Annotated in this window: 22 protein-coding genes and 1 tRNA gene; 7 read left to right on the top strand and 16 right to left on the bottom strand. The window is 47.2% G+C overall.

The window, feature by feature from the left end:
* The 7 genes from RW114_RS00860 to rpsU all read right to left on the bottom strand — a co-directional run.
* Positions 1-268: adenosylhomocysteinase (locus RW114_RS00860; protein WP_340120832.1), on the bottom strand; the 268-nt coding region annotated here is incomplete at its 3' end.
* Between the two features lie 18 nt (positions 269-286).
* Positions 287-1,447: a methionine adenosyltransferase gene (metK, locus tag RW114_RS00865; protein WP_340120833.1), complete on the bottom strand. Its 1,161-nt coding sequence runs from the start codon at positions 1,445-1,447 to the stop codon at positions 287-289.
* Between the two features lie 65 nt (positions 1,448-1,512).
* Positions 1,513-1,589: transfer RNA gene (locus RW114_RS00870), tRNA-Ile, on the bottom strand.
* Between the two features lie 11 nt (positions 1,590-1,600).
* Positions 1,601-3,409 carry an RNA polymerase sigma factor RpoD gene (gene rpoD, locus RW114_RS00875; protein ID WP_340120834.1) on the bottom strand — a complete coding sequence of 603 codons (1,809 nt, stop codon included), beginning with the start codon at positions 3,407-3,409 and terminating at the stop codon, positions 1,601-1,603.
* Positions 3,410-3,540: 131 nt separating this feature from the next.
* The gene (gene dnaG, locus RW114_RS00880) at positions 3,541-5,280 is read right to left on the bottom strand and encodes a DNA primase (protein ID WP_340120835.1); all 1,740 of its coding nucleotides are present in this window, start codon (positions 5,278-5,280) and stop codon (positions 3,541-3,543) included.
* A 241-nt stretch (positions 5,281-5,521) separates the two neighbouring features.
* Positions 5,522-5,971, bottom strand: coding sequence for a GatB/YqeY domain-containing protein (locus RW114_RS00885; RefSeq protein ID WP_340120836.1), 450 nt, complete (start codon positions 5,969-5,971; stop codon positions 5,522-5,524).
* A gap of 17 nt (positions 5,972-5,988) precedes the next feature.
* Positions 5,989-6,222, bottom strand: a complete 234-nt coding sequence (gene rpsU, locus RW114_RS00890) for a 30S ribosomal protein S21 (protein ID WP_006890759.1) — start codon at positions 6,220-6,222, stop codon at positions 5,989-5,991.
* Positions 6,223-6,328: 106 nt separating this feature from the next.
* On the opposite strand from rpsU, the gene tsaD reads away from it, so the two are divergent.
* A complete protein-coding gene (gene tsaD / locus RW114_RS00895; RefSeq protein ID WP_340120837.1) occupies positions 6,329-7,333 on the top strand; it encodes a tRNA (adenosine(37)-N6)-threonylcarbamoyltransferase complex transferase subunit TsaD in 1,005 nt (334 codons plus the stop codon).
* Positions 7,334-7,388: 55 nt separating this feature from the next.
* Here the strand turns inward: tsaD and RW114_RS00900 are convergent, their stop codons facing one another.
* Both RW114_RS00900 and plsY read right to left on the bottom strand, forming a co-directional pair.
* Positions 7,389-8,024, bottom strand: coding sequence for a hypothetical protein (locus tag RW114_RS00900; protein ID WP_340120838.1), 636 nt, complete (start codon positions 8,022-8,024; stop codon positions 7,389-7,391).
* A gap of 108 nt (positions 8,025-8,132) precedes the next feature.
* Positions 8,133-8,720 carry a glycerol-3-phosphate 1-O-acyltransferase PlsY gene (gene plsY / locus RW114_RS00905; protein ID WP_340120839.1) on the bottom strand — a complete coding sequence of 196 codons (588 nt, stop codon included), beginning with the start codon at positions 8,718-8,720 and terminating at the stop codon, positions 8,133-8,135.
* Positions 8,721-8,815: 95 nt separating this feature from the next.
* Between plsY and folB the strand changes: the two genes are divergently transcribed.
* Together folB and folK are read left to right on the top strand one after the other, a co-directional pair.
* Entirely contained in the window at positions 8,816-9,175 is a 360-nt protein-coding gene (gene folB, locus RW114_RS00910) for a dihydroneopterin aldolase (protein WP_340120840.1), read from the top strand.
* Positions 9,172-9,672 carry a 2-amino-4-hydroxy-6-hydroxymethyldihydropteridine diphosphokinase gene (gene folK, locus RW114_RS00915; RefSeq protein WP_340120841.1) on the top strand — a complete coding sequence of 167 codons (501 nt, stop codon included), beginning with the start codon at positions 9,172-9,174 and terminating at the stop codon, positions 9,670-9,672. The genes folB and folK overlap by 4 nt, the downstream gene beginning before the upstream one ends.
* Here the strand turns inward: folK and RW114_RS00920 are convergent.
* The 5 genes from RW114_RS00920 to RW114_RS00940 form a co-directional block, all read right to left on the bottom strand.
* Positions 9,661-10,401, bottom strand: coding sequence for a pteridine reductase (locus tag RW114_RS00920; RefSeq protein WP_340120842.1), 741 nt, complete (start codon positions 10,399-10,401; stop codon positions 9,661-9,663). The two genes, folK and RW114_RS00920, sit on opposite strands and share 12 nt — an antisense overlap.
* 148 nt (positions 10,402-10,549) lie before the next feature.
* Positions 10,550-13,300, bottom strand: coding sequence for an aminopeptidase N (pepN, locus tag RW114_RS00925; protein ID WP_340120843.1), 2,751 nt, complete (start codon positions 13,298-13,300; stop codon positions 10,550-10,552).
* Positions 13,301-13,305: 5 nt separating this feature from the next.
* A complete protein-coding gene (locus tag RW114_RS00930; RefSeq protein WP_340120844.1) occupies positions 13,306-13,698 on the bottom strand; it encodes a DUF423 domain-containing protein in 393 nt (130 codons plus the stop codon).
* Complete coding sequence (gene moaB, locus RW114_RS00935) at positions 13,699-14,223, bottom strand: molybdenum cofactor biosynthesis protein B (RefSeq protein WP_340120845.1); 525 nt, start codon at positions 14,221-14,223, stop codon at positions 13,699-13,701.
* Between the two features lie 100 nt (positions 14,224-14,323).
* Positions 14,324-15,691, bottom strand: coding sequence for a DegQ family serine endoprotease (locus tag RW114_RS00940; RefSeq protein ID WP_340120846.1), 1,368 nt, complete (start codon positions 15,689-15,691; stop codon positions 14,324-14,326).
* A gap of 135 nt (positions 15,692-15,826) precedes the next feature.
* Between RW114_RS00940 and RW114_RS00945 the strand changes: the two genes are divergently transcribed.
* Entirely contained in the window at positions 15,827-17,194 is a 1,368-nt protein-coding gene (locus RW114_RS00945; protein WP_422614772.1) for a cyclic nucleotide-binding domain-containing protein, read from the top strand.
* Positions 17,195-17,331: 137 nt separating this feature from the next.
* Here the strand turns inward: RW114_RS00945 and rpmG are convergent, their stop codons facing one another.
* Positions 17,332-17,487, bottom strand: a complete 156-nt coding sequence (rpmG, locus tag RW114_RS00950) for a 50S ribosomal protein L33 (RefSeq protein WP_340120848.1) — start codon at positions 17,485-17,487, stop codon at positions 17,332-17,334.
* A gap of 12 nt (positions 17,488-17,499) precedes the next feature.
* Positions 17,500-17,736: a 50S ribosomal protein L28 gene (gene rpmB / locus RW114_RS00955; RefSeq protein WP_340120849.1), complete on the bottom strand. Its 237-nt coding sequence runs from the start codon at positions 17,734-17,736 to the stop codon at positions 17,500-17,502.
* 180 nt (positions 17,737-17,916) lie between these two features.
* Between rpmB and gshB the strand changes: the two genes are divergently transcribed.
* From gshB to RW114_RS00970, 3 genes are read left to right on the top strand one after another with little or no spacing between them, the layout of a single operon-like run.
* Complete coding sequence (gshB, locus tag RW114_RS00960) at positions 17,917-18,864, top strand: glutathione synthase (protein WP_340120850.1); 948 nt, start codon at positions 17,917-17,919, stop codon at positions 18,862-18,864.
* Positions 18,861-19,733, top strand: coding sequence for an energy transducer TonB (locus RW114_RS00965; RefSeq protein WP_340120851.1), 873 nt, complete (start codon positions 18,861-18,863; stop codon positions 19,731-19,733). Before gshB ends, RW114_RS00965 begins: the two co-directional genes overlap by 4 nt.
* A gap of 40 nt (positions 19,734-19,773) precedes the next feature.
* On the top strand, positions 19,774-20,337 hold the full coding sequence (locus RW114_RS00970) for a YqgE/AlgH family protein (protein ID WP_340120852.1): 564 nt from the start codon (positions 19,774-19,776) through the stop codon (positions 20,335-20,337).
* The last annotated feature ends 32 nt before the right edge of the window (positions 20,338-20,369 follow it).

A 20,369-nucleotide genomic window follows, 5' to 3' on the forward strand; every position in this document is an offset into this window, starting at 1 on the left:
CCGCCGCGGCATGGTCTTGGGTAGAAAAAATGTTGCAGGAAGACCAACGCACAGTTGCGCCCAATGCAGTCAGGGTTTCAATCAATACCGCTGTCTGAATAGTCATGTGCAAACAACCGGCAATACGTGCGCCTTTTAAGGGCTGTGCTGCACCGAATTCTTCACGCAATGCCATCAATCCCGGCATTTCAGTTTCGGCAATATTAATTTCCTTGCGGCCCCATTCTGCCAGAGCGATATCGGCGATTTTATAATCTGCTTGGCTCATTATATTTCCTGTATTTAGTTAAAGGCCGACTGCATCTTTTAATGCGTCAACTTTGTCGGTTTTTTCCCAGCTGAAAGTATCCTCGTTACGGCCGAAATGGCCATACGCAGCCGTTGTTTGGTAGATAGGCTTCAACAAGCCCAACATGGAAACCAGGCCTTTGGGTCTTAGATCAAAAATATCTCTGACAATTTCCACCAGTCTGTCTTCACTGACCTTACCGGTACCAAAGGTTTCAATACTGATCGACGTAGGTTCTGCAACACCAATGGCATATGAAACCTGGATCTCGCAGCGCTCAGCTAATTCGGCTGCAACAATATTTTTGGCTACATAGCGCGCCATGTACGCTGCAGAACGATCAACTTTTGATGGATCTTTACCGGAAAATGCACCGCCGCCATGTCTTGCCATGCCGCCGTAGGTATCAACGATGATTTTACGTCCGGTTAAACCGCAGTCGCCGACGGGGCCACCGATAATGAACTGGCCGGTTGGATTAATGAAATATTTGGTGTCTTTATGCAGCCATTCTTTGGGCAGAACCGGCAGAATAATTTCATCCATCACCGCTTCATGCAAGGCTTTTGCACCAATGTCAGGCGAATGCTGGGTAGACAAAACGACCGCGTCAATTGCTACGGGTTTGTTGTTTTCGTAGCGAAAGGTAACCTGACTTTTCGCATCAGGGCGCAGCCAAGGCAGGGTTTTATTTTTACGTACTTCGGCCTGACGCTTGACCAACAGATGAGCGTAGGTAATCGGAGCCGGCATCAGCACATCGGTTTCATTGCTGGCATAACCGAACATTAAGCCCTGATCGCCCGCACCCTGCTCATGATTAGCGGCCTCGTCAACACCCATCGCAATATCCGCCGATTGCTTGCCGATAGCATTTAAAACCGCGCAACTTTGACCGTCGAAACCGATGTCGCCGTGATCATAACCGATGTCGCAAACGACTTTGCGTACCAGGGCTTCAAGGTCAACCCAGGCATCGGTAGTGACTTCTCCGGCCAAAATGACCATGCCGGTTTTTACCAGGGTTTCGCAAGCGACACGTGAGCGTGGATCTTGAGCCAATAAAGCGTCAAGTACCGCATCTGAAATTTGATCGGCAACTTTATCAGGATGGCCTTCTGAAACAGATTCCGATGTGAAAGTATAATTATTGCTCACGATACCACCTTTAAAATGTAAAACCCTGATGTACAAAAGGCTGCCGAGGCAGCCTTTCTTATGTATGGTGGGCCCTGTAGGACTTGAACCTACGACCTGCCGATTATGAGTCGGACGCTCTAACCAACTGAGCTAAGGGCCCTATATGTTTATTTATTCACCATCCAGGAAGCATCTTAATTGCTCTGATCTTGATGGATGCCTGAGTTTTCTCAATGCCTTGGCTTCAATTTGACGAATCCGCTCACGGGTCACATCGAACTGTTTGCCTACTTCTTCCAGCGTATGATCGGTATTCATATTGATACCGAACCGCATGCGCAGAACTTTAGCTTCCCTTGCGGTTAATCCCGCCAACACGTTTTGTGTCGATTCGCGCAAGCCGGCAATCGTTGCTGCTTCCACTGGGGACAATACTTTAGCATCTTCTATGAAATCTCCCAAATGAGAATCTTCATCGTCACCGATAGGCGTTTCCATAGAAATAGGCTCTTTGGCAATTTTCAATACCTTACGAACCTTATCTTCAGGCATTTCCATGCGCTCAGCCAATTCTTCCGGCGTTGCCTCCCGTCCCAATTCCTGAAGTATCTGCCTGGAAATTCGATTCAGTTTATTGATCGTTTCGATCATATGCACCGGAATACGAATAGTTCTGGCCTGATCCGCTATGGATCGGGTGATCGCCTGCCTGATCCACCAGGTTGCATAGGTAGAAAATTTGTAGCCGCGACGATATTCAAACTTATCGACCGCCTTCATTAAACCGATATTGCCTTCCTGAATCAAATCCAGGAATTGTAATCCGCGATTAGTGTATTTCTTAGCAATCGAAATAACCAACCTTAAATTAGCCTCAATCATTTCTTTTTTCGCACGTCTCGCTTTGGCTTCGCCGATAGACATGCGCCGATTAATATCCTTTAATCCGCTAATGTTCAGGCCATATTCCGCCTCTATATCGCTTAATATCTTTTGCGCTTTTCTGACTTCTTTTTCACGCTCTTTCAATGCAGCCGAGTACTTGCTCCCGGCACTTAAATACTGATCGAACCATTCTGAGCTGGTTTCCTGCCCAGGAAAAGAGGCAATAAACTCCTTACGAGGCATCTTTGCATGATTGATGCAAACATCCATAATCAGCTTTTCCTGTTCACGCACAGCGGTAACGCCATTAGGAATAATAGCCGTCAATTTCTTTAAATACGCGGGGATCCATTTAAACTCCATAAACAGATCAGCCACCGCATCAAGCTCATGTCCTGCCTTGTCACTTGAATAGCCATGCTTTTTAATCGTAGCAGCAGCCGATTTCAACTGTTTTCGGAGCACTTCTACTTTTTCTTTAACTTCCTCGTAATTAAGCCCCTTCGGCTCTTCTTCAGCATCAGTCTCTTCGGCATCGTCGGTCACAGGCAGTGCGGCGACAAAATCTTCGGGCTCAGATAAATCGACAAAACCGGAAATTAAATCCGTCAGGCGAATACTGCCTTCTTCACCGGTAATACTATCAAATGATTGTAAAAAATTTTCAACTACTATGCAGGAACGAGCAATGGCTTTAACCAATTGCTGCTGACCTTCTTCAATACGTTTAGCAATTTTTAATTCGTCTGCGCGAGTCAGTAATTCCACTGAGCCCATTTCCCGCATGTACATGCGCACTGGATCCGTGGTTCTGCCGAACTCACTATCAACAGAGGCTAAAGCGGCCACTTCTTCAGCATCTTCATCGTCCGCAGATGCGGCCGCTGAATCAGTAATAAGGGAGTCTTCATCTGGAGCAACTTCGTAAACCTGAATCCCCATATCATTGATCATTCCAATAATATCTTCAATTTGCTCAGGATCAACAATATCACTAGGCAAGTGATCATTAACCTCGGCATAAGTCAGGTAACCCTGCATTTTGCCTTTGGCTATCAATTGTTTAAGTTGGGACTGCTGTTGTTCTTGATTCATATTTACTCACGTAAGACTCTGCTCGACCTAACTTCGCCGAACCGAAAATTATACTACAAATTCCTGTTATTTTGCACCACAAATCTGTCTGGAACAGATTTGCATTTACCCGAAGGGTGTCGGGCATAAAACTATTTACCTGTAAGCATTTTACGCAACAGCTCTTTTTCCTGTGCATCCAATCCCTTGGTCTTGTCTTTATCCAGCAATCTAGCTAATCCAGCCTCCCTGGCTTGAATTAGCAATCTGTTTACTGCGTCACAAAATACGACATCTACCTTGTCATCGGAAATCTGCAGATCCAAAAAAGCCAATGCTTTTATGGATTTTTCTTCAGCAGCATCTCGATAACACTCCATCAAAACAGCTGCATTTGTCGGATGTTTACCTGCAATCATGTTTAAAATATTTTTAAACAGAGGCGCCCCTGAAAATTCAAGCCCACTCCAGTCTATTTCTCGTTGATCAAGCAACTCAGCTAGCCTGGGATTCTGAACCAGCAAGGCAACCGCAACCCGCGCCGACGACAATCTGCCATTATCCTGAGGCCGCTTTCCACCTATTTTTGGCGGAGACTTAAGAGCAAGTGTAGCTGCATTCTCCAAAATATCCAGGCGATCCCACCCAGACAATTCTTTTAGTCGTGCAAACATCATCTCTTTAAAAACACTCTCCGGCATCTTCTCCAGATAAGGCTTAGCCTTACTGACTAATTGCGCTCGACCTTCCATTTCGGACAGATTTAACTCATTCGAAAAATGCCCGAAAAAATATTCCGACAAGGTTTCCGCTCCCTGTACGCGACCAACAAACCCATCAACCCCTTGCTCTCGTATTAGCAAATCAGGATCATGATTTTGCGGTAACAGCATAATACGAATCTGTCGCCCATCTTTTAAGCTGGAAAAAGCGGCGTCCATCGCTCTCCATGCCGCTTCCCTGCCTGCCTTGTCACCATCGAAACAAAATACCAGTTCCGAGGAAAACCGGAACAATAAATCCAGATGCGCCTGCGAAGCCGCCGTTCCTAGGACTGCAACCGCGTAACGAATGTCAAATTGAGCGAGGGCGATAACATCCATATAGCCTTCAACAATCAGAATCCTCTGGGGCTTGGCATTTTTTTCCAGAAGCTCATACAAGCCATAAACTTCTTTGCCTTTGTGAAATAGGGATGTTTCTGGAGAATTCAAGTATTTGGGCAAAGAATCGTCAAGCACCCGCCCACCAAAGCCAATAATCCGAGCACGCTTATCCCTGATAGGGAACATGATTCGACCGCGAAAACGGTCATAGGTGTGCCCGTCTTCTTTACTGACTAGCAATCCAGCATCGAGTAATAATCTTGGGTTAAATCGAGACGCCAAGGCGTTCCATTCGTCTGGCGCATAGCCCAGCATAAAATCACCGGCACAATCGCCGCTGACGCCTCTATTTTTTAAATACTCAACGGCTTTTTTTCCTTCATCACCGATCCGCAGCTGCTCTGCATAAAAATTAGCTACCTGCTCCATTAGCAAATACAAACTATTTAAGTCTTCTTTCTTCTGCCCTGGCTGATATTCGATTGATTCCCTGGGCACCTCGACCCCGGCAAATCCGGCCAAGTCTTCAACCGCCTCAACAAAATCAAGATGGCTAAAATCCATCAGAAAGCTAATCGCGTTACCGCTAACGCCGCAGCCAAAGCAATAAAAGAATTGTTTCTTTTGGTTTACAGAAAAACTGGGCGTTTTTTCGGCGTGAAAAGGGCAGCGGGCGACAAAATTGTTACCCGTTTTTTTTAGAGGGACGTGCGAATCGATTAAGTCGACAATATCAACTCGCACCAAAAGCTCATCAATAAACTCGCGAGGGATTCTACCTGACACACAATGCTCCGACTGCCGATCTAATGGAGAAGACTGACAAAAGTAGGCGCTTTACGACTGCATGGATGCAGGAGGTAGAGCAACGCATGGAGCAGTTGCCGACGACTGCATGAACAGGAAATGATCCTGTCATTTCTCTGCATTCCCCGTATCCCTGTGGGTCATGCAGGAGGTAGAGCACCGCAGGGAGCAGCTGCCGAGGCGGCACAAGAGTCGTTGCCGCACAAAGTCAATAAAAAAACTACCCAGCTAGTGCAGCCTTAATTTTGACACTCACAGCCGACATATCCGCGCGCCCTTGCATTTTTGCTTTAAGCAAAGCCATAACCTTGCCCATATCTTTAACCGATTCTGCACCGGACTCTGCAACCGCGTCTTTAACCATTAAGTCAACTTCGGCTTCAGTCAGAGCTTGCGGCAAAAAATCCTGAATTACTGGAATTTCAGCCTCTTCAATAGCGACCAAATCTTGTCGACCGGCATCAGCAAATTGACGAATGGATTCGCGACGCTGCTTGAGCATCTTATCAAGAACCAGGATAACCCGTTCATTATCCAAAACAATGCGCTCGTCGACCTCAACCTGCTTAATGGCAGCCAAAATCAAACGAATCACCCCTAGTCTTGCCTTATGGCCACCTTTCATGGAGGCCTTCATATCTTCCTTGATACGATCTGTTAACAAATCCATCGTATTAACCTTAATATTTACAGTGCAGGACGTCCGCGACGTAAGTTTTTCAACGCATAACGTTCACGCGCTAATTTTTTCAAGTGACGTTTAACGGCAGCAGCGCCTTTACGTTTGCGTTCTGCAGTTGGTTTTTCATAAAACTCACGACGACGCACTTCTGCCAATACACCGGCTTTTTCACAAGCGCGTTTAAAGCGACGAATTGCAATATCAAAAGGTTCGTTTTCTTTGATTTTTACTGAAGGCATTATAATGACCTGAATATGTTAATATTTAAAAAGTTAGGATTTTTCAATCCACTGAACAAACAGAACCCTTAATTATACCTTTACTTTTATAAAATTCAAAAACTCAATGTACGTTTTAGGCATAGAAACCTCTTGCGACGAAACCGGCGTCGCTATTTATCACTCCGAACACGGCCTGTGTAGTCACCTTTTATACAGCCAAGTCGACATGCATAGCGAATATGGCGGCGTTGTTCCTGAGCTGGCATCACGCGACCACATCCGCAAATTAGTGCCGCTGATCAAGCAATGCTTGCAGGAAAGTCAACTCGCCAGCAGTGATATTAACGGCATTGCTTACACCGCAGGGCCCGGCCTGATGGGAGCGTTATTGGTTGGTGCGGCCACAGCCAGAAGCCTGGCTTGGGCATGGCAAGTTCCCGCAATTGCCGTTCATCATATGGAAGGGCATCTGCTGGCACCGATGCTGGAAGAAAATCCGCCGGAATTTCCTTTTGTTGCACTGCTGATTTCAGGCGGACATACCCTGCTGGTACAGGTTGAGGGTATTGGCCGTTATCAACTATTAGGTGAATCCTTAGATGATGCCGCCGGTGAAGCTTTTGATAAAACCGCGAAGATGCTGGGCTTGGGCTATCCGGGCGGACCAAGACTGTCCGCACTCGCCGAACAGGGCACACCGCAGATTAAATTTCCTCGTCCGATGACCGATCGCCCCGGATTGGACTTTAGTTTTAGCGGCTTAAAAACATTCACCATGAATACCTTCAACGCTTCCGGCAAAACCGAGCAGGACAAAGCCGATATTGCCGCCGCATTTCAACAGGCAGTTGCCGAGACGCTGAGTATTAAATGCAAGCGGGCTTTACAGCAAACCGGCCTAAAAAGACTGGTTATTGCCGGCGGCGTCAGCGCCAATAAGCAAATTCGCGCCTGTTTAACCCAAATGGTTGCCAAGGAGAATGCCCAGCTCTATTTTCCGAGACTCGAATTTTGTACCGATAACGGCGCGATGATTGCCTATGCAGGCTGTCAGCGTTTAATGGCAGGCCAGCAGCAAGGACTGGAAATTTATGCGCGTCCTCGCTGGCCGATTAGTGAATTAAATTAAATCAGGTGAAAGTCAAAATGTCGGGCAACGAAAAGATGTTGCCTGACCTATTCAATTATAGCGGCTTGTTTTCAGGAATTCCATTTCGTGCTATCCATGTTAGATATTCTACGCCTTTGTTTGTAATATGAATTTGGTTGCTTTGAATGGTGATAAGTGAATGTCCAAACATAAAATTGAGATATTGATTAACTGACCAATCATCAAACGTATCTGGATATTGCAATTTAATGCGATCAAAATGGTCATCAACAAAAGATGAAGCTCTGCCTTGCCCAGCAACTTCATTAAGCTTTTTAAGTAGAAAAATTTGGCTGCCAAAAATTAGATTGTGAATTTGTTCAAAAGATAAAAGTAGTTGGGTGCCTGCTAAATGTCTAATGAGAACTTCTATGCTGTCTCCATCCGTACTTAATCCTTTTGTTTTTAATTCATCCTTAATACAATCTTCAATCGCTGTGATTACTATTGAACTACCTATAGCATCAAGAAGTTGCTGTACCGCCTCAGGTTTTTGTTTTTCACGCTGAGCTTCAGGAGCTGAAATAGCAGTTACTCCGTCTTTATCGATTTTTATGGTTCGGTTAATAAAGCCTGAAATTGGTTTATGGAATAATAGAGCTACACCCCCACCAAATATTGGCCACGTTAGTGTTTTTGTTATGTCTGCAAAAAAAGTTAACCAATCCATTCTAGTAAGCCCTATATTTTTTATGATTTTGACAACGATTGCGGTATTTACGAGGTGGAATATTGACTAAATCATTTTCCAAAAGGGATTAGGTTATCGATATGATTTTTAGCCTTTAGCCTTGCTCGACTCTTCCCCAACCATCAAGCGCTGAATATTGCCTTTATGCCGCCATAATAAAAAAACCGTCATAATCAATGAAGCGGCAACGATAGCCTCGTTCCCCGCTATAAACCAGGCAAAAACCGGCGACAGGATCGAGGCGATTAAGGCAGACAAGGATGAAATCTTGCCCAGCTTGTAAATCAGAAACCAGGTTGCCATGAAGGCAAAGCCGAGCACCCAGGAAAATCCGAGCAACACGCCGACCGAGGTCGCAACACCCTTGCCGCCCTTAAAGCCGAAAAACACCGGATAGAGATGACCCATAAAGGCGGCCAAGCCGGTCGCAGCGACTAGCTCGGCGGGAAGTTCCAACACATTCGCGGCATAGACCGGGATCAAACCTTTCAGCATATCGCCCAACAGGGTAATCGCTGCCGCTTTTTTCCCGCCTATACGCATTACATTGGTCGCACCGGGGTTTCCCGAGCCCTGCTCTCTAGGATCGGGCAAACCCATCAGGCGACAAATTATAATTGCACTGGAAATTGAGCCTATCAAATAGGCGGCCGGAACAAACAACCATTCAATCATTAGCTAACCTTTTCATCATTTTGAACTTGTCAGCACCGGACGTTTCCCTGATACTGAGCGCTTTTAAAAAACACGCATCATAACCGGAAATCATTATGGACATCATATTTTTAGGCGGACTGGAAGTTGAAACCATCATCGGCATTTTTGACTGGGAACGAGTAACCAAGCAAACCGTCGTCCTTGATATTGAGATGGCTTTTGACATTCGAAAAGCCGCAGAAACCGACGATATTCAATACACGCTTGATTACAAAACAGTTTCTCACCGTATTATTTCTTTTGTTGAAGGCAGTCAGTTTTTACTGGTTGAAAAATTAATATCAGAAATAGCCGACATTATCCGCAACGAATTTAATGTGCCTTGGGTGAAAATAACCCTGAATAAAAAAGGCGCTATCAGCGGTGCCAGCGATGTCGGCATTGTGATTGAACGTGGAGAAATAAACCCGTGACCCGAGGCTACATCAGCATAGGCAGCAATATAGACAAGGACAAGCACATTCCTGCCAGCCTCAGCGCGCTTGAGCAAGTCTTTGGCGAGCTGACGCTTTCAAGTATTTATGAAACCGAAGCCGTGGGCTTTATCGGTGATGCTTTCTACAATCTGGTGGTCGGCTTTGATTCCGATTTGGAGGTAAAAGCGGTTGCCAAACTGCTGCGACAAATCGAATTGGATAATGGTCGTACCCGCGACAGCCGGAAATTTGCTGCGCGTACCCTGGATCTGGATTTGATTCTATACGGCGACCTGATCATCAACGATGGCCGCCTGCAAATACCCCGCAATGAAATTGAGCATTACGCTTTTGTGCTGGAGCCTTTGGCGGAAATCGCTCCTACCCTGAAACACCCGGTCAGCCAGCTTAGCTATGCCCAGCTTTGGGAGCAATTTGACAAGACCGATCTTAAACAAAAACGCGTCACGCCATCCTGGGCCTCAACAAAATAGGGTGCGCCCGCCATCGACGGTCAGTATCTGGCCGGTGATGTAGTCGGCATCCTTAATCAAAAACAGCACTGCTTTGGCAATATCAAATGGCTCACCGCTACGCTTTAAAGCCACTCGTTGCAGTATCTCCAGTTTGGTCGATGCTAATAGATTATTATCCGGCCAGAGTATAGCGCCCGGAGCCACCCCGTTGACCCGGACTTCGGGCCCCAACTCCTTGGCTAAAACCTTGGTCATGGCGGCCAGTCCGGCTTTTGAGATGCTGTACACCGGATAACCGCTTAAGCCCCGTTCGGCATGGATGTCGACAATATTGACGATGCAGCCCTTATTGTCGACTAAGGTCTTTGCCAAGGCTTGCGCCAGAAAAAACGGCGCTTTTAAGTTACTGCCCAATAACTCGTCCCATTGCCGCTCGCTTACATCGGTCATGGCCGTTGGGTAAAAGGATGAGGCATTATTCACCAGCACATCTATGCCGCCCCAGGCCAGACTGGCCGCTCTGGCAACAGCCTTCAACTCGGCCATGTTCAGCAAGTCGGCCTGCATGATTCTTGCCGAATCGGGCCGCTGTTGATTCAGTTCATCGCAAAGCTGCTGCGCTTCTGTCGCCGAAGACCGGTAATGCAAAAAAACATTACAGCCCTCGCTATGCAACAACCGCGCACAAGCCGCGCCTATGCGCTTGGCGGCACCGGTAATTAATACATTTTTTGCAGCAACATTCATTGAATTACCTCAAGTGCTCAGCACCTAATGATTTTATTTTTTTAGTTAAGCACTGTAGGAGCGGGCCATGCCCGCGATGGGTGCGGGTATGGCAAACAGATCGCCGCAAATCTTCGCGGGCATGGCCCGCTCCTACGTCAATGAGAATTTATGCTTGCTGAGCCAGACTTTTACTCGCCACTTCGTAAACATCTTTGGAAATCGCCTCGGTGGTCATGATCCGTTCCAGTTGTGCTTTAATCAATGATTGTCGGCCTTGGTCATATCTGCGCCAAGACGTTAACGCGCCGACCATGCGCGAGGCAATCTGGGGGTTCAAGGTGTTCAGCGCGATAATCTGATCGGCGAGAAAGCGATAGCCTTGCCCGTTGGCGGCGTGAAAATGCAGCGGATTGGACTGGCTGAAGGCGCCGATTAACGACCTGACCCGGTTCGGATTTTTTAAATCGAATGCCGGGTGTTGCATTAACGCCTGCACAGTTGCAAAGGTTTCGGGCATGCTGCTGGAGGCTTGCAGCGCAAACCATTTGTCGATAACCAGCGCTTCCGCTTGCCATTGATGGTAAAAGCTGTCCAGACACTGTTGTTTGGCGGGATGCGGGTTATCGACGATAACCGTTAATGCCGCCATTTGGTCGGTCATATTTTTAGCTTGGTTAAATTGCTGTTGGGATAATTGATAAGTATCCTTATTTTCCAGCTTACCGAGATAGCTTAAACAGGTGTTTTTGATGCGTCTGCGGCCGATTGCGCCGGAATCAAACTGTCCGGACTCATCCCGATGATTATTTCGATATAAAGTCTGGAATTGCTCTTCAAACTGTTCGGCTAAAATCAGTAGCACAAATTCGCGGGCGGCATGAATCGCTTCAACATCGACAACCTGCATTTGTTCGGCCAGATAGGTTTCCGAGGGCAGACTTAATAATAAAGAGAAATACGACAAGTCATCCCAGGGTTGCTCCAGCACCTGTTGAATGGCGGCGACCATGATAGGACTGACGTGCATGTCTCTGCCGTTTTGCCAATCGGCAACCAGCCCTGAAATAATCTGTCCGGCCAGTTGCTGCCCGGCTTCCCAGCGATTAAAGGTGTCGCTGTCGTAGCTTAATAAAAACGCCAGCTCATCCAGACTGCGTTCCATGACCAGTTTAACCGGCGCTGAAAAGCCTCTTAGGATAGACACCACCGGCTGTCCGACTAAGTTTTCAAAGGTAAAGACTTGTTCGGGTTGGGTGAGCTGCAGAAGGCTTTGTAGGGGCGGATTTATCCGCCCTGGGCGACTGAAGTCGCCCCCACCAGCTTGTAACTTGCAAGGCGCTACAGAGCCGTCTTTGTTAAGTAAACCCACCGTTACCGGAATATGCAGCGGTTCTTTAAGCGCTTGTCCAGGCGTTGGCGGGCAGTTTTGGCTCAAGGTTAACGTCAGGGTTTGTGCGGATGGGTCATAGTGCTGTTGAACGGTCAATACCGGCGTTCCAGCCTGCGCATACCAGCGGCGAAATTGGCTTAAATCAATATTATTGGCCGCCTCCATCGCGCTAACGAAATCATCGCAGGTAACCGCCTGTCCATCGTGACGCTCAAAATACAAATCGCTGCCTTTGCGAAAGCCGTCAGCACCAATCAGCGTGTGGATCATGCGCACCACTTCCGCACCTTTTTCATACACGGTCAAGGTATAAAAATTGTTGATTTCTATATAGGCGTCAGGGCGTATCGGATGCGCCAGCGGCCCGGCATCTTCGGCAAACTGGCGGGTGCGCAGCATGTTGACGTCTTCGATGCGCTTTACCGCTTTTGAGGTTCGGTCGCCGGTAAATTCCTGATCGCGGAATACCGTAAAGCCTTCTTTCAGGCTAAGCTGGAACCAGTCCCGGCAGGTGATGCGATTGCCGGTCCAGTTATGGAAATATTCATGACCGATCACGCCTTCGATATGTTCATAATCGGAGTCGGTTGCGGTATCGGGCCGTGCCAGCACAAATTTGGTATTGAATACGTTCAGTCCCTTGTTTTCCATCGCGCCCATGTTGAAGTGGCTGACCGCGACGATCATGTATAAATTCAGATCGTATTCGCGGCCATAGACCTGTTCATCCCAAAGCATGGCGTTTTTCAGCGACTGTATCGCATGGTCGCATTTATCGACATCGTGTTTTTCGACAAAGATTTGCAGGTCGATGTCGCGACCGGATTTGGTGGTAAAGCGGTCTTCAACGCATTCCAGTTGCCCGGCAACCAGCGCAAATAAATAACAGGGCTTGTTGAATGGATCTTCCCAGGTTACCCAGTGGCGATTATCCGGCAATTCGCCTTGGGCGACTTTATTGCCGTTGGATAACAACACCGGATAACGGTCTTTGTCGCCAACCAGCGTTGTGGTGAACAAGGTCATTACATCGGGGCGATCCAGAAAATAAGTGATTTTTCTAAAGCCTTCCGCCTCGCACTGGGTGCACAACATGCCGCTGGATAGATACAGTCCTTCCAGAGCGGTGTTGGCTTTCGGGTTGATACTATTTTCGATAGTTAAGACAAAACGTTGCTGCTGCGGAACCTGGTTAATGATTAACGCATCCTGGGTTTGCAGATATTGATCTTTGCTTAAGTCATTCACTCTGGGCTGTCCTGCCCAGAGCCCTTCGGGTAAATGCAAATCCGCTCCAGACGGATTTGTGCCGTCATCCAGATTAATGCGGATGAGCTTCATATTTTCACCCGATAAGGTCAGCGCCGTGTCTTTGGACTGACTGGCTGGGTTACGGCTTAGGGTGAGTCGTGAACTCACTCGGGTGTTTTCATCATCCAGGTCAAAATTCAAGGCTACGCTATGAATCAGGTATTCGGGTACGGTATAGTCTTTCAGATAAATGGTTTGGGGATTTGCGTCGCGCATTATTGTTACCTGCTGTGGTGATCGGAAGCCCTGGTGTTTTTGGCTGCGAAAATTGTGATGAGTAACCAGGCTGTTAAAAAACAAACACCGCCGATGGGGGTGATCATGCCTAGCCATTTAAGATTAAGGAGAGCCAGCAAATACAAGCTGCCGGAAAATAGCAGTATGCCGCTGAACATCAAGCGACCGGCCCAGTGCAATAATTTGGAATCGGGTGCTTGCTGGTTGATCAGAGCAATGCCGATCAGACCTAGTGCATGGTACATTTGATAGGTCACGCCGGTTTGGTAGACAGCCAGCATCTCCGGACTGATGACGGTTTTTAAACCATGAGCGCCGAATGCACCCATGCCGACGCCGATTAAGGCGCTTAGCGCACCGAGCAATAAAAATTTCATCTACTTTTCCAATAGTCTGGGCATCAACTGCACCAGATTGCAAGGCCGGGTACGATGATCCAGTTGCTCTTTAATCAGTGCATCCCAGGCGGTGCGGCAGGCTCCCGATGAGCCGGGCAGGCAAAAAATATAGGTCGCATTGGCGACGCCGGCAATGGCCCTGGACTGAATGCTTGAGGTTTTAATGTCCTGATAGGAAAGCATCCTGAAGATTTCGCCAAAACCGTCCAGAACCTTGTCCAGCAACGGCGCAACCGCCTCAGGCGTACCATCCCTGCCGGTGACGCCGGTGCCGCCGGTGGCGATCACGACATTAACCTTATCTGCGGCAATCCAGTTTGAAACCGCCGCCCTGATTTGATAAATGTCGTCAGCGACTATTTTCTTTTCGGTAACCTGATGTCCTGCATCGGTTGCACGTTCCGCCAGTATTTTTCCGGAGACATCGTCGGCATCGGTACGGCTGTCGGAAACGACCAGGATCGCAATGTTTAACGGGATGAATTTTCTGTCTTCTGTAGTCATGTTTTTTAAAGGCGAAGGGCGAAGGGCAAAAAGCGAAGGGGTCAGGATTCAAGGTTCAAATTACGCACCTTTCGCCTTTTGTCTTGCGCCTTTCATCTAATCACTTTAACACAATGAAGAAGCTTTCCTGTCCTCGCTGAATATTAATCAGCAGTGCGCCGTTCGGGTCAATGACCTGTTTTAATTCGTCAAGATTACGAACGCGATAACGATTTGCCGAGACGATAACGTCACCGGGACGCAAGCCTACGCGCCAAGCATTGGACGCCGTATCGACTTTTTCAATTAAAACGCCTTCGATCTGACTCTTTAGCGGCGCGCTTAACAGCGTACCCTGTAAGGTACGATGCAGCTTATCTCCGGCCAATCGCGGCAACTCCTGTTTGCCGATCGTTGCGGTAACCTGTTTTTTCTCGTTGTCGCGGAAGTACTCCAATTCAACATTATCGCCAATTTGCATCAGGCCGACGATATTGCGTATATCATGGCTGTTTTTAATCGGACGACCATTCGCTGCAACAATAATATCGCCCGGCTCCAGCCCTGCTTTTGCTGCCGGTGAATTGCTTTCAATTCGGCTAATAGCGGCGCCATGTTTGTTTTTTAAATTAAACGCCTTGACCAGTTCGGGCGTCAGATTCTGCGTGGTAACGCCTAACAGTCCGCGACGAACCTCGCCGTGCTTAACCAGCGACTCTTTAATGGTCATGACCATATTGGAGGGGATCGCAAAGCCGATGCCGACATTGCCGCCGTTGGGGGCAAGGATTGCGGTATTCATGCCGACAAATTCACCGCGCAGGTTAACCAGCGCTCCGCCTGAATTGCCGGGGTTGATTGATGCATCGGTCTGGATGAAATCCTCGTAGCCTTCTATGCCGAGGCCGGAACGACCCAAAGCGCTGACTATGCCGGAGGTAACGGTTTGCCCCAGGCCGAACGGATTACCGATAGCGACAACAAAATCACCGACTCTCAGTTGACTGGAATCGGCAATAGGCAACATCGTTAAGTTTTCGGCAAGAACCTGAATGATGGCGACATCCGCTTCAGGATCGGTGCCGATTAATTTAGCAGAAAGCTGGCGACCATCGTTCAAGGTCACCCTGATTTTGTCGGCTTTATCGATAACATGGTTATTAGTCAGAATATAGCCTTGATTGCTGTCAATAATGACGCCGGAACCCAAGCTGTTTTTTTGCTGTTGACGCAGCTGATTGGGAACATTAAAAAACTGGCGAAAAACCGGATCCTGCATCAGTGGATTTTCACTGACCATAACCTGGGTCGACGTTGAAATATTGACTACCGCCGGCATGCTGCGCTCAAGCATAGGCGCCAGAGACGGCAATGGCTGGCCTTCAATGTAGGGCGGCAGGTCGGCCTGTGTAACAGAAGTTGTACAATAATAAACAGGTAGAAAAGTTATCATTATCAATAACAGCTGTTTTGCTGATTTAGTGTTCATCATGATTTTCCAGAACTTGTTAAATAGACACAACCAATAATATACGTGCAAAAATGTTTAATACAAGGTGTGTTAAAGTAGTTTTTTAAACAATCAACACTGTCATTTAACGGTGATCTTGCATAGAATATTCAAATGAGCGTAGATGTCAATTCTGAAGATGGGCTGATTATTCGCAAGCTAATCCCGCTCGCAACCTTGTCCGGCACTCAGTTTAATGCGTTATGCGCTGAAATAACTGTCGAAGAAGTCCAGGACGGTTTTTTGTTTAAAAAAGGCGATGTAACCCCCCATTTTGTTTATCTAATAAGCGGCGAGGTTACACTTCAGGCAGCCGGGTTGGTTGTCGAAGTGATTGCCGCGAGCAGCAATTCCGCCAAGTTTGCATTAGCGCACCAGATCCCAAAAAAAATTGACGCTGTCGCAAACGGAATGGTACGTTTTTTACGCCTGAACACTGCTATTGTTAATAACCCCTCCCCCATTGCTTACCAAGAGGACAACAGTTACATGGTCATTGACGAGACTAAAGATGATCCAGATGATTGGATGACGGCGTTATTGAAATCGCCTATTTTTCAACGTCTCCCCCCCGCCAATTTACAAAAAATATTAATGAGCTTGGAAGCCATTCATTACAAAAAGGGTGAAAACATACTCAAGCAAGGCGATACAGGAGATTATTATTATCTGATTAAAAGCGGACAATGCCTGTTAACGCGTAAACCATCGCCTAATGCCAAAGAGATTAAATTAGCTCAGCTGACCAACGGCGACACTTTTGGCGAGGACTCATTGCTTTCCGGCGCGCCTAGAAACGTAACTATTACGGCAGCGACGGATATGACTTTGTTACGCTTGGACAAAAATCAATTTGTATCTTTAATAAAAGAGCCCTCTTTAAAGTTTATTGATTATGCGGAAATGCAGTCGATGGTAATAAAAGGAGCCGTTTTGTTGGATGTCCGTTCACAGGATGAATATGACGTCCAACATCTTGACGGCAGTATCAATGCGCCTTTTTTCTCTTTAAGAATACAGCTTAAAACCTTAAGTCATGAAAAGCTTGTCGTTGTTGTTTGCCGAGATGGCAAGATTAGTGAGGCGGCCGCATTTTTACTGCTTAGGCATAAGATTGAAGCCATGATTTTGAGGGGAGGAATGGAAGGTCTTGCGCCTGAACCGGAAAATGAAGCGCCTATTTCTGCTGATGCTGACCCGGAAAGCTCTGATCAAGAAAGCCATCGAAAACAAGCTGTCGATAATTCGGCAATGGCTCCTGCATCAATGCGGTCGTCAGCAAACGTCTCTGTTAGCATCCTTGAAGATCAAGTCAACACGCTTAAAGTGGAAAATGAAGCGCTGAAAAATACCAACCAACAGCTTAATGACAAGTGCATGAAGCTGGAATTTGATCAACAAAATGCTGAAAAGCAATGCCGAGTATTGCACAAGCAAGTGGAGAAGTTAACCCAGGTACTGGATAAACTAAAGCAAGTGTGAGATCGGACAGGTGAGCTTTGCCCGCAGGGAAAAATGCGACAACCTAACCCGACAGTCAAAATCACTGGCGTCGGGCAGGGTACGCGCGGCTTGCGCCCGTGGAGCACAAGCCGGAAACAAGCTTTTAAATCAACTGATTATTTGATTTTAGCTTCTTTATAAATAACGTATTTACGAACCACAGGATCAAATTTTTTGATCTCCATTTTTTCCGGCATAGTCCGTTTGTTTTTTGTAGTAGTATAAAAGTGCCCGGTGCCTTCGCTAGAAACCAATTTAATTTTATCGCGCATTTTTCTATCCTCTTAAGCATTATAGCCGGATTTACGCAAGTCGGCAAGAACGGCATCGATGCCATTTTTGTCAATGATACGCATACCTTTGGTGGAAATTCTGAGGCGAACCCAGCGGTTTTCGCTCTCTACCCAGAATCTGTGGTGTTGCAGATTCGGACAAAAGCGTCTTTTAGTTCTGTTGTTAGCGTGTGAAACATTGTTACCTGTAACCGGGCGTTTGCCTGTTACTTGACATACTCTGGACATGATTAACCCCTAATGCGTGCCTAAATTCAAAAGTTAGCCGAGCTTTATACCAAAAATTCTTTCCAAGGTAAATAAGAATCTATAAAATAAATAAGATAAAAGGCGCAAGGCAAAGAGCAAAAGACGTATAATTTTTTAGCTTTTAGCCTTGCGACTCAAACAATTACCAGGAAAATAATTATGCCCATTAAGCTCGGCATGGTCATGGATTCCATAGACCATATCAACATAAAAAAAGACACCAGTTTTGCGATGTTGCTTGAAGCACAGGAGCGAGGCTGGGAGCTGCATTACATGGAGCTCAACGATTTGTTTCTGAGAAACGGCAGGGCTTATGCCAGAACGCGGACGCTTAAAGTTCAGCGAGATGAAAATAGCTGGCACGAGTTTACGGCCGAGCAGGATATTCCTCTGGATCAGCTGGACGTGATTATGATGCGCAAGGATCCGCCTTTTGACCAGGAATATATTTATGCCACCTACTTGCTGGAACGAGCGGAAAGTATGGGCGTTTATGTGGTTAACAAACCGCAGTCGTTGCGGGATGCCAATGAAAAGCTGTTTACCGCATGGTTTCCGCAGTGTTGCGCAGAAACTTTGGTCGCTAGAGAGCCTGATCGAATCAGGCGCTTTTTGCTGGAACAAGGCGAAATTATTTTAAAACCGCTGGATGGCATGGGCGGTACTTCTATTTTCCATTTGCGTCAGAACGATCCCAATCTTAGCGTGATTCTGGAAACCATGACCGAGTACAACAGTCGCTATGTGATGGCGCAAAAGTATCTGCCGCAAATTGTAGACGGCGATAAACGGATATTGCTGGTTAATGGCGAGGTCATACCGTACTGTCTGGCGCGCATTCCTGCACAAGGCGAAACCCGCGGCAATTTGGCGGCGGGCGGGCGGGCCGAAGGCCGCGAATTAACCGAACGAGATCGCTGGATTGCCAATCAGGTGGGACCTACCTTACGGGAAAAAGGCCTGATTTTTGTCGGGATTGATGTGATTGGCGATACGCTGACCGAAATTAATGTGACCAGTCCTACTTGCGTTCAGGAACTGGATCGCCAGTTTGGCTTGAATATTTGCGGTCAACTCATGGATCATATTGAAACTGTCTTACAATGAGAGCACATCAGCTAATATTTGAGCCCACTACTGAGCTGTCTACTAATGATTCATTATTGATTGCCTTATTTGTAGCGGCGGTCATTCATGTGGTTATCGGACTGGGAATTAATTTCACCGCGCCGCAGCCGGAAAAAGTCAGCCGAGCTATCGATATTACCCTGGTCAATATGCCGACCCCAAAAGCGCCTGAAAAGGCGAAGTCTTTAGCCCAGGAAAATCAGCTGGCTGCGGGCGAACAAAGTACCAAGCCGCCGCCGCAACAACTGCCCAGTCCGGGCAAAAACAAAACCATGCCGATAAAAAAGAGCGCGCCCGAACAGAGTAAGCCCAAAGCGGCGAAAAAACTGATCACCCAGAAAAAGGCAGAAAAAAAGGTCGTTACTGCAAGCAAGCCGGCTACAAAGCGCCCTGCTGAAAAGCGCCCGCCATTGTCGCCAGAGTTGCTACAGCAACAAATTGCGCAATTGGGTACCGAAATCAGGCTAAACCAGCAAAGTGCCGAGCAAACCAAGATAAAATTTGTCGACTCGGTGAGCGCCCATAAATATGTGGCCGCCCAATATATGAAGGATTGGGAATCTAAAGTGGAGCGTACCGGCAATCTTAATTATCCGGAAGTGGCGGCCAAGAAAAACTTTTCCGGCATCTTAACCATGGATGTCGGCATTAAAGCCGATGGCAGTATTTACAGCATACGCATCAACCAGTCTTCGGGAAATCCGGCATTGGATGAGGCGGCTAAAAGAATTGTTCGTATGAGCGCGCCATTTGCACCGTTACCTGCGGACTTGCTGAAAGAGCTCGATGTTTTGGTCATTACCCGGGTCTGGAAATTTTCTGATGAATCAGGCATGACCTCACGATAAACAGTTGCTTAAGTCACCATAAACTTTGATACTAGGATCCATGAATAACGCAACTTACTTACCAAACCAGTTTATTATCGCCATGCCCAATCTGGCGGATCCCAATTTTTTTCATACGGTTGCCTATTTGTGTCAACATAATGAAGATGGTGCCCTAGGTATCGTCATTAATCGGTCGACGAACATGAAGCTGGGCGAAATTTTTAAACAGATGGATATAGAGGTCAAGTCGCCCACTGCCGCCGAAATGCCGATTTTCGCAGGCGGCCCGGTACAACAGGAGCGAGGCTTCGTGGTGCATACTTCCGGCGGAGATTGGCATGCGACCATGGCTGTTTCTGAAACCATTTCCCTGACAACGTCCCGTGATGTCCTTGAAGCCATTGCGGCAGGAGAAGGCCCTGAGCAGTATCTGGTCGCTTTAGGCTATGCCGGTTGGGCCGCAGGGCAATTGGAAAAAGAAATCATGGATAATGCCTGGCTTAATACGCCTTGCGGCAAACAAGTTATATTTGATACACCCGTTAACTTGCGCTGGAGCGCAGCAGCCGATCAGATCGGCATTGATATTAATCAATTGACCGCCCCGGCAGGACATGGCTGATTTAAGATGGTTGTATTGCCCGAGCCCTTTAG

The organism is Methylobacter svalbardensis (assembly GCF_037671525.1).
Taxonomy (GTDB): Bacteria; Pseudomonadota; Gammaproteobacteria; order Methylococcales; family Methylomonadaceae; genus Methylobacter_A; species Methylobacter_A svalbardensis.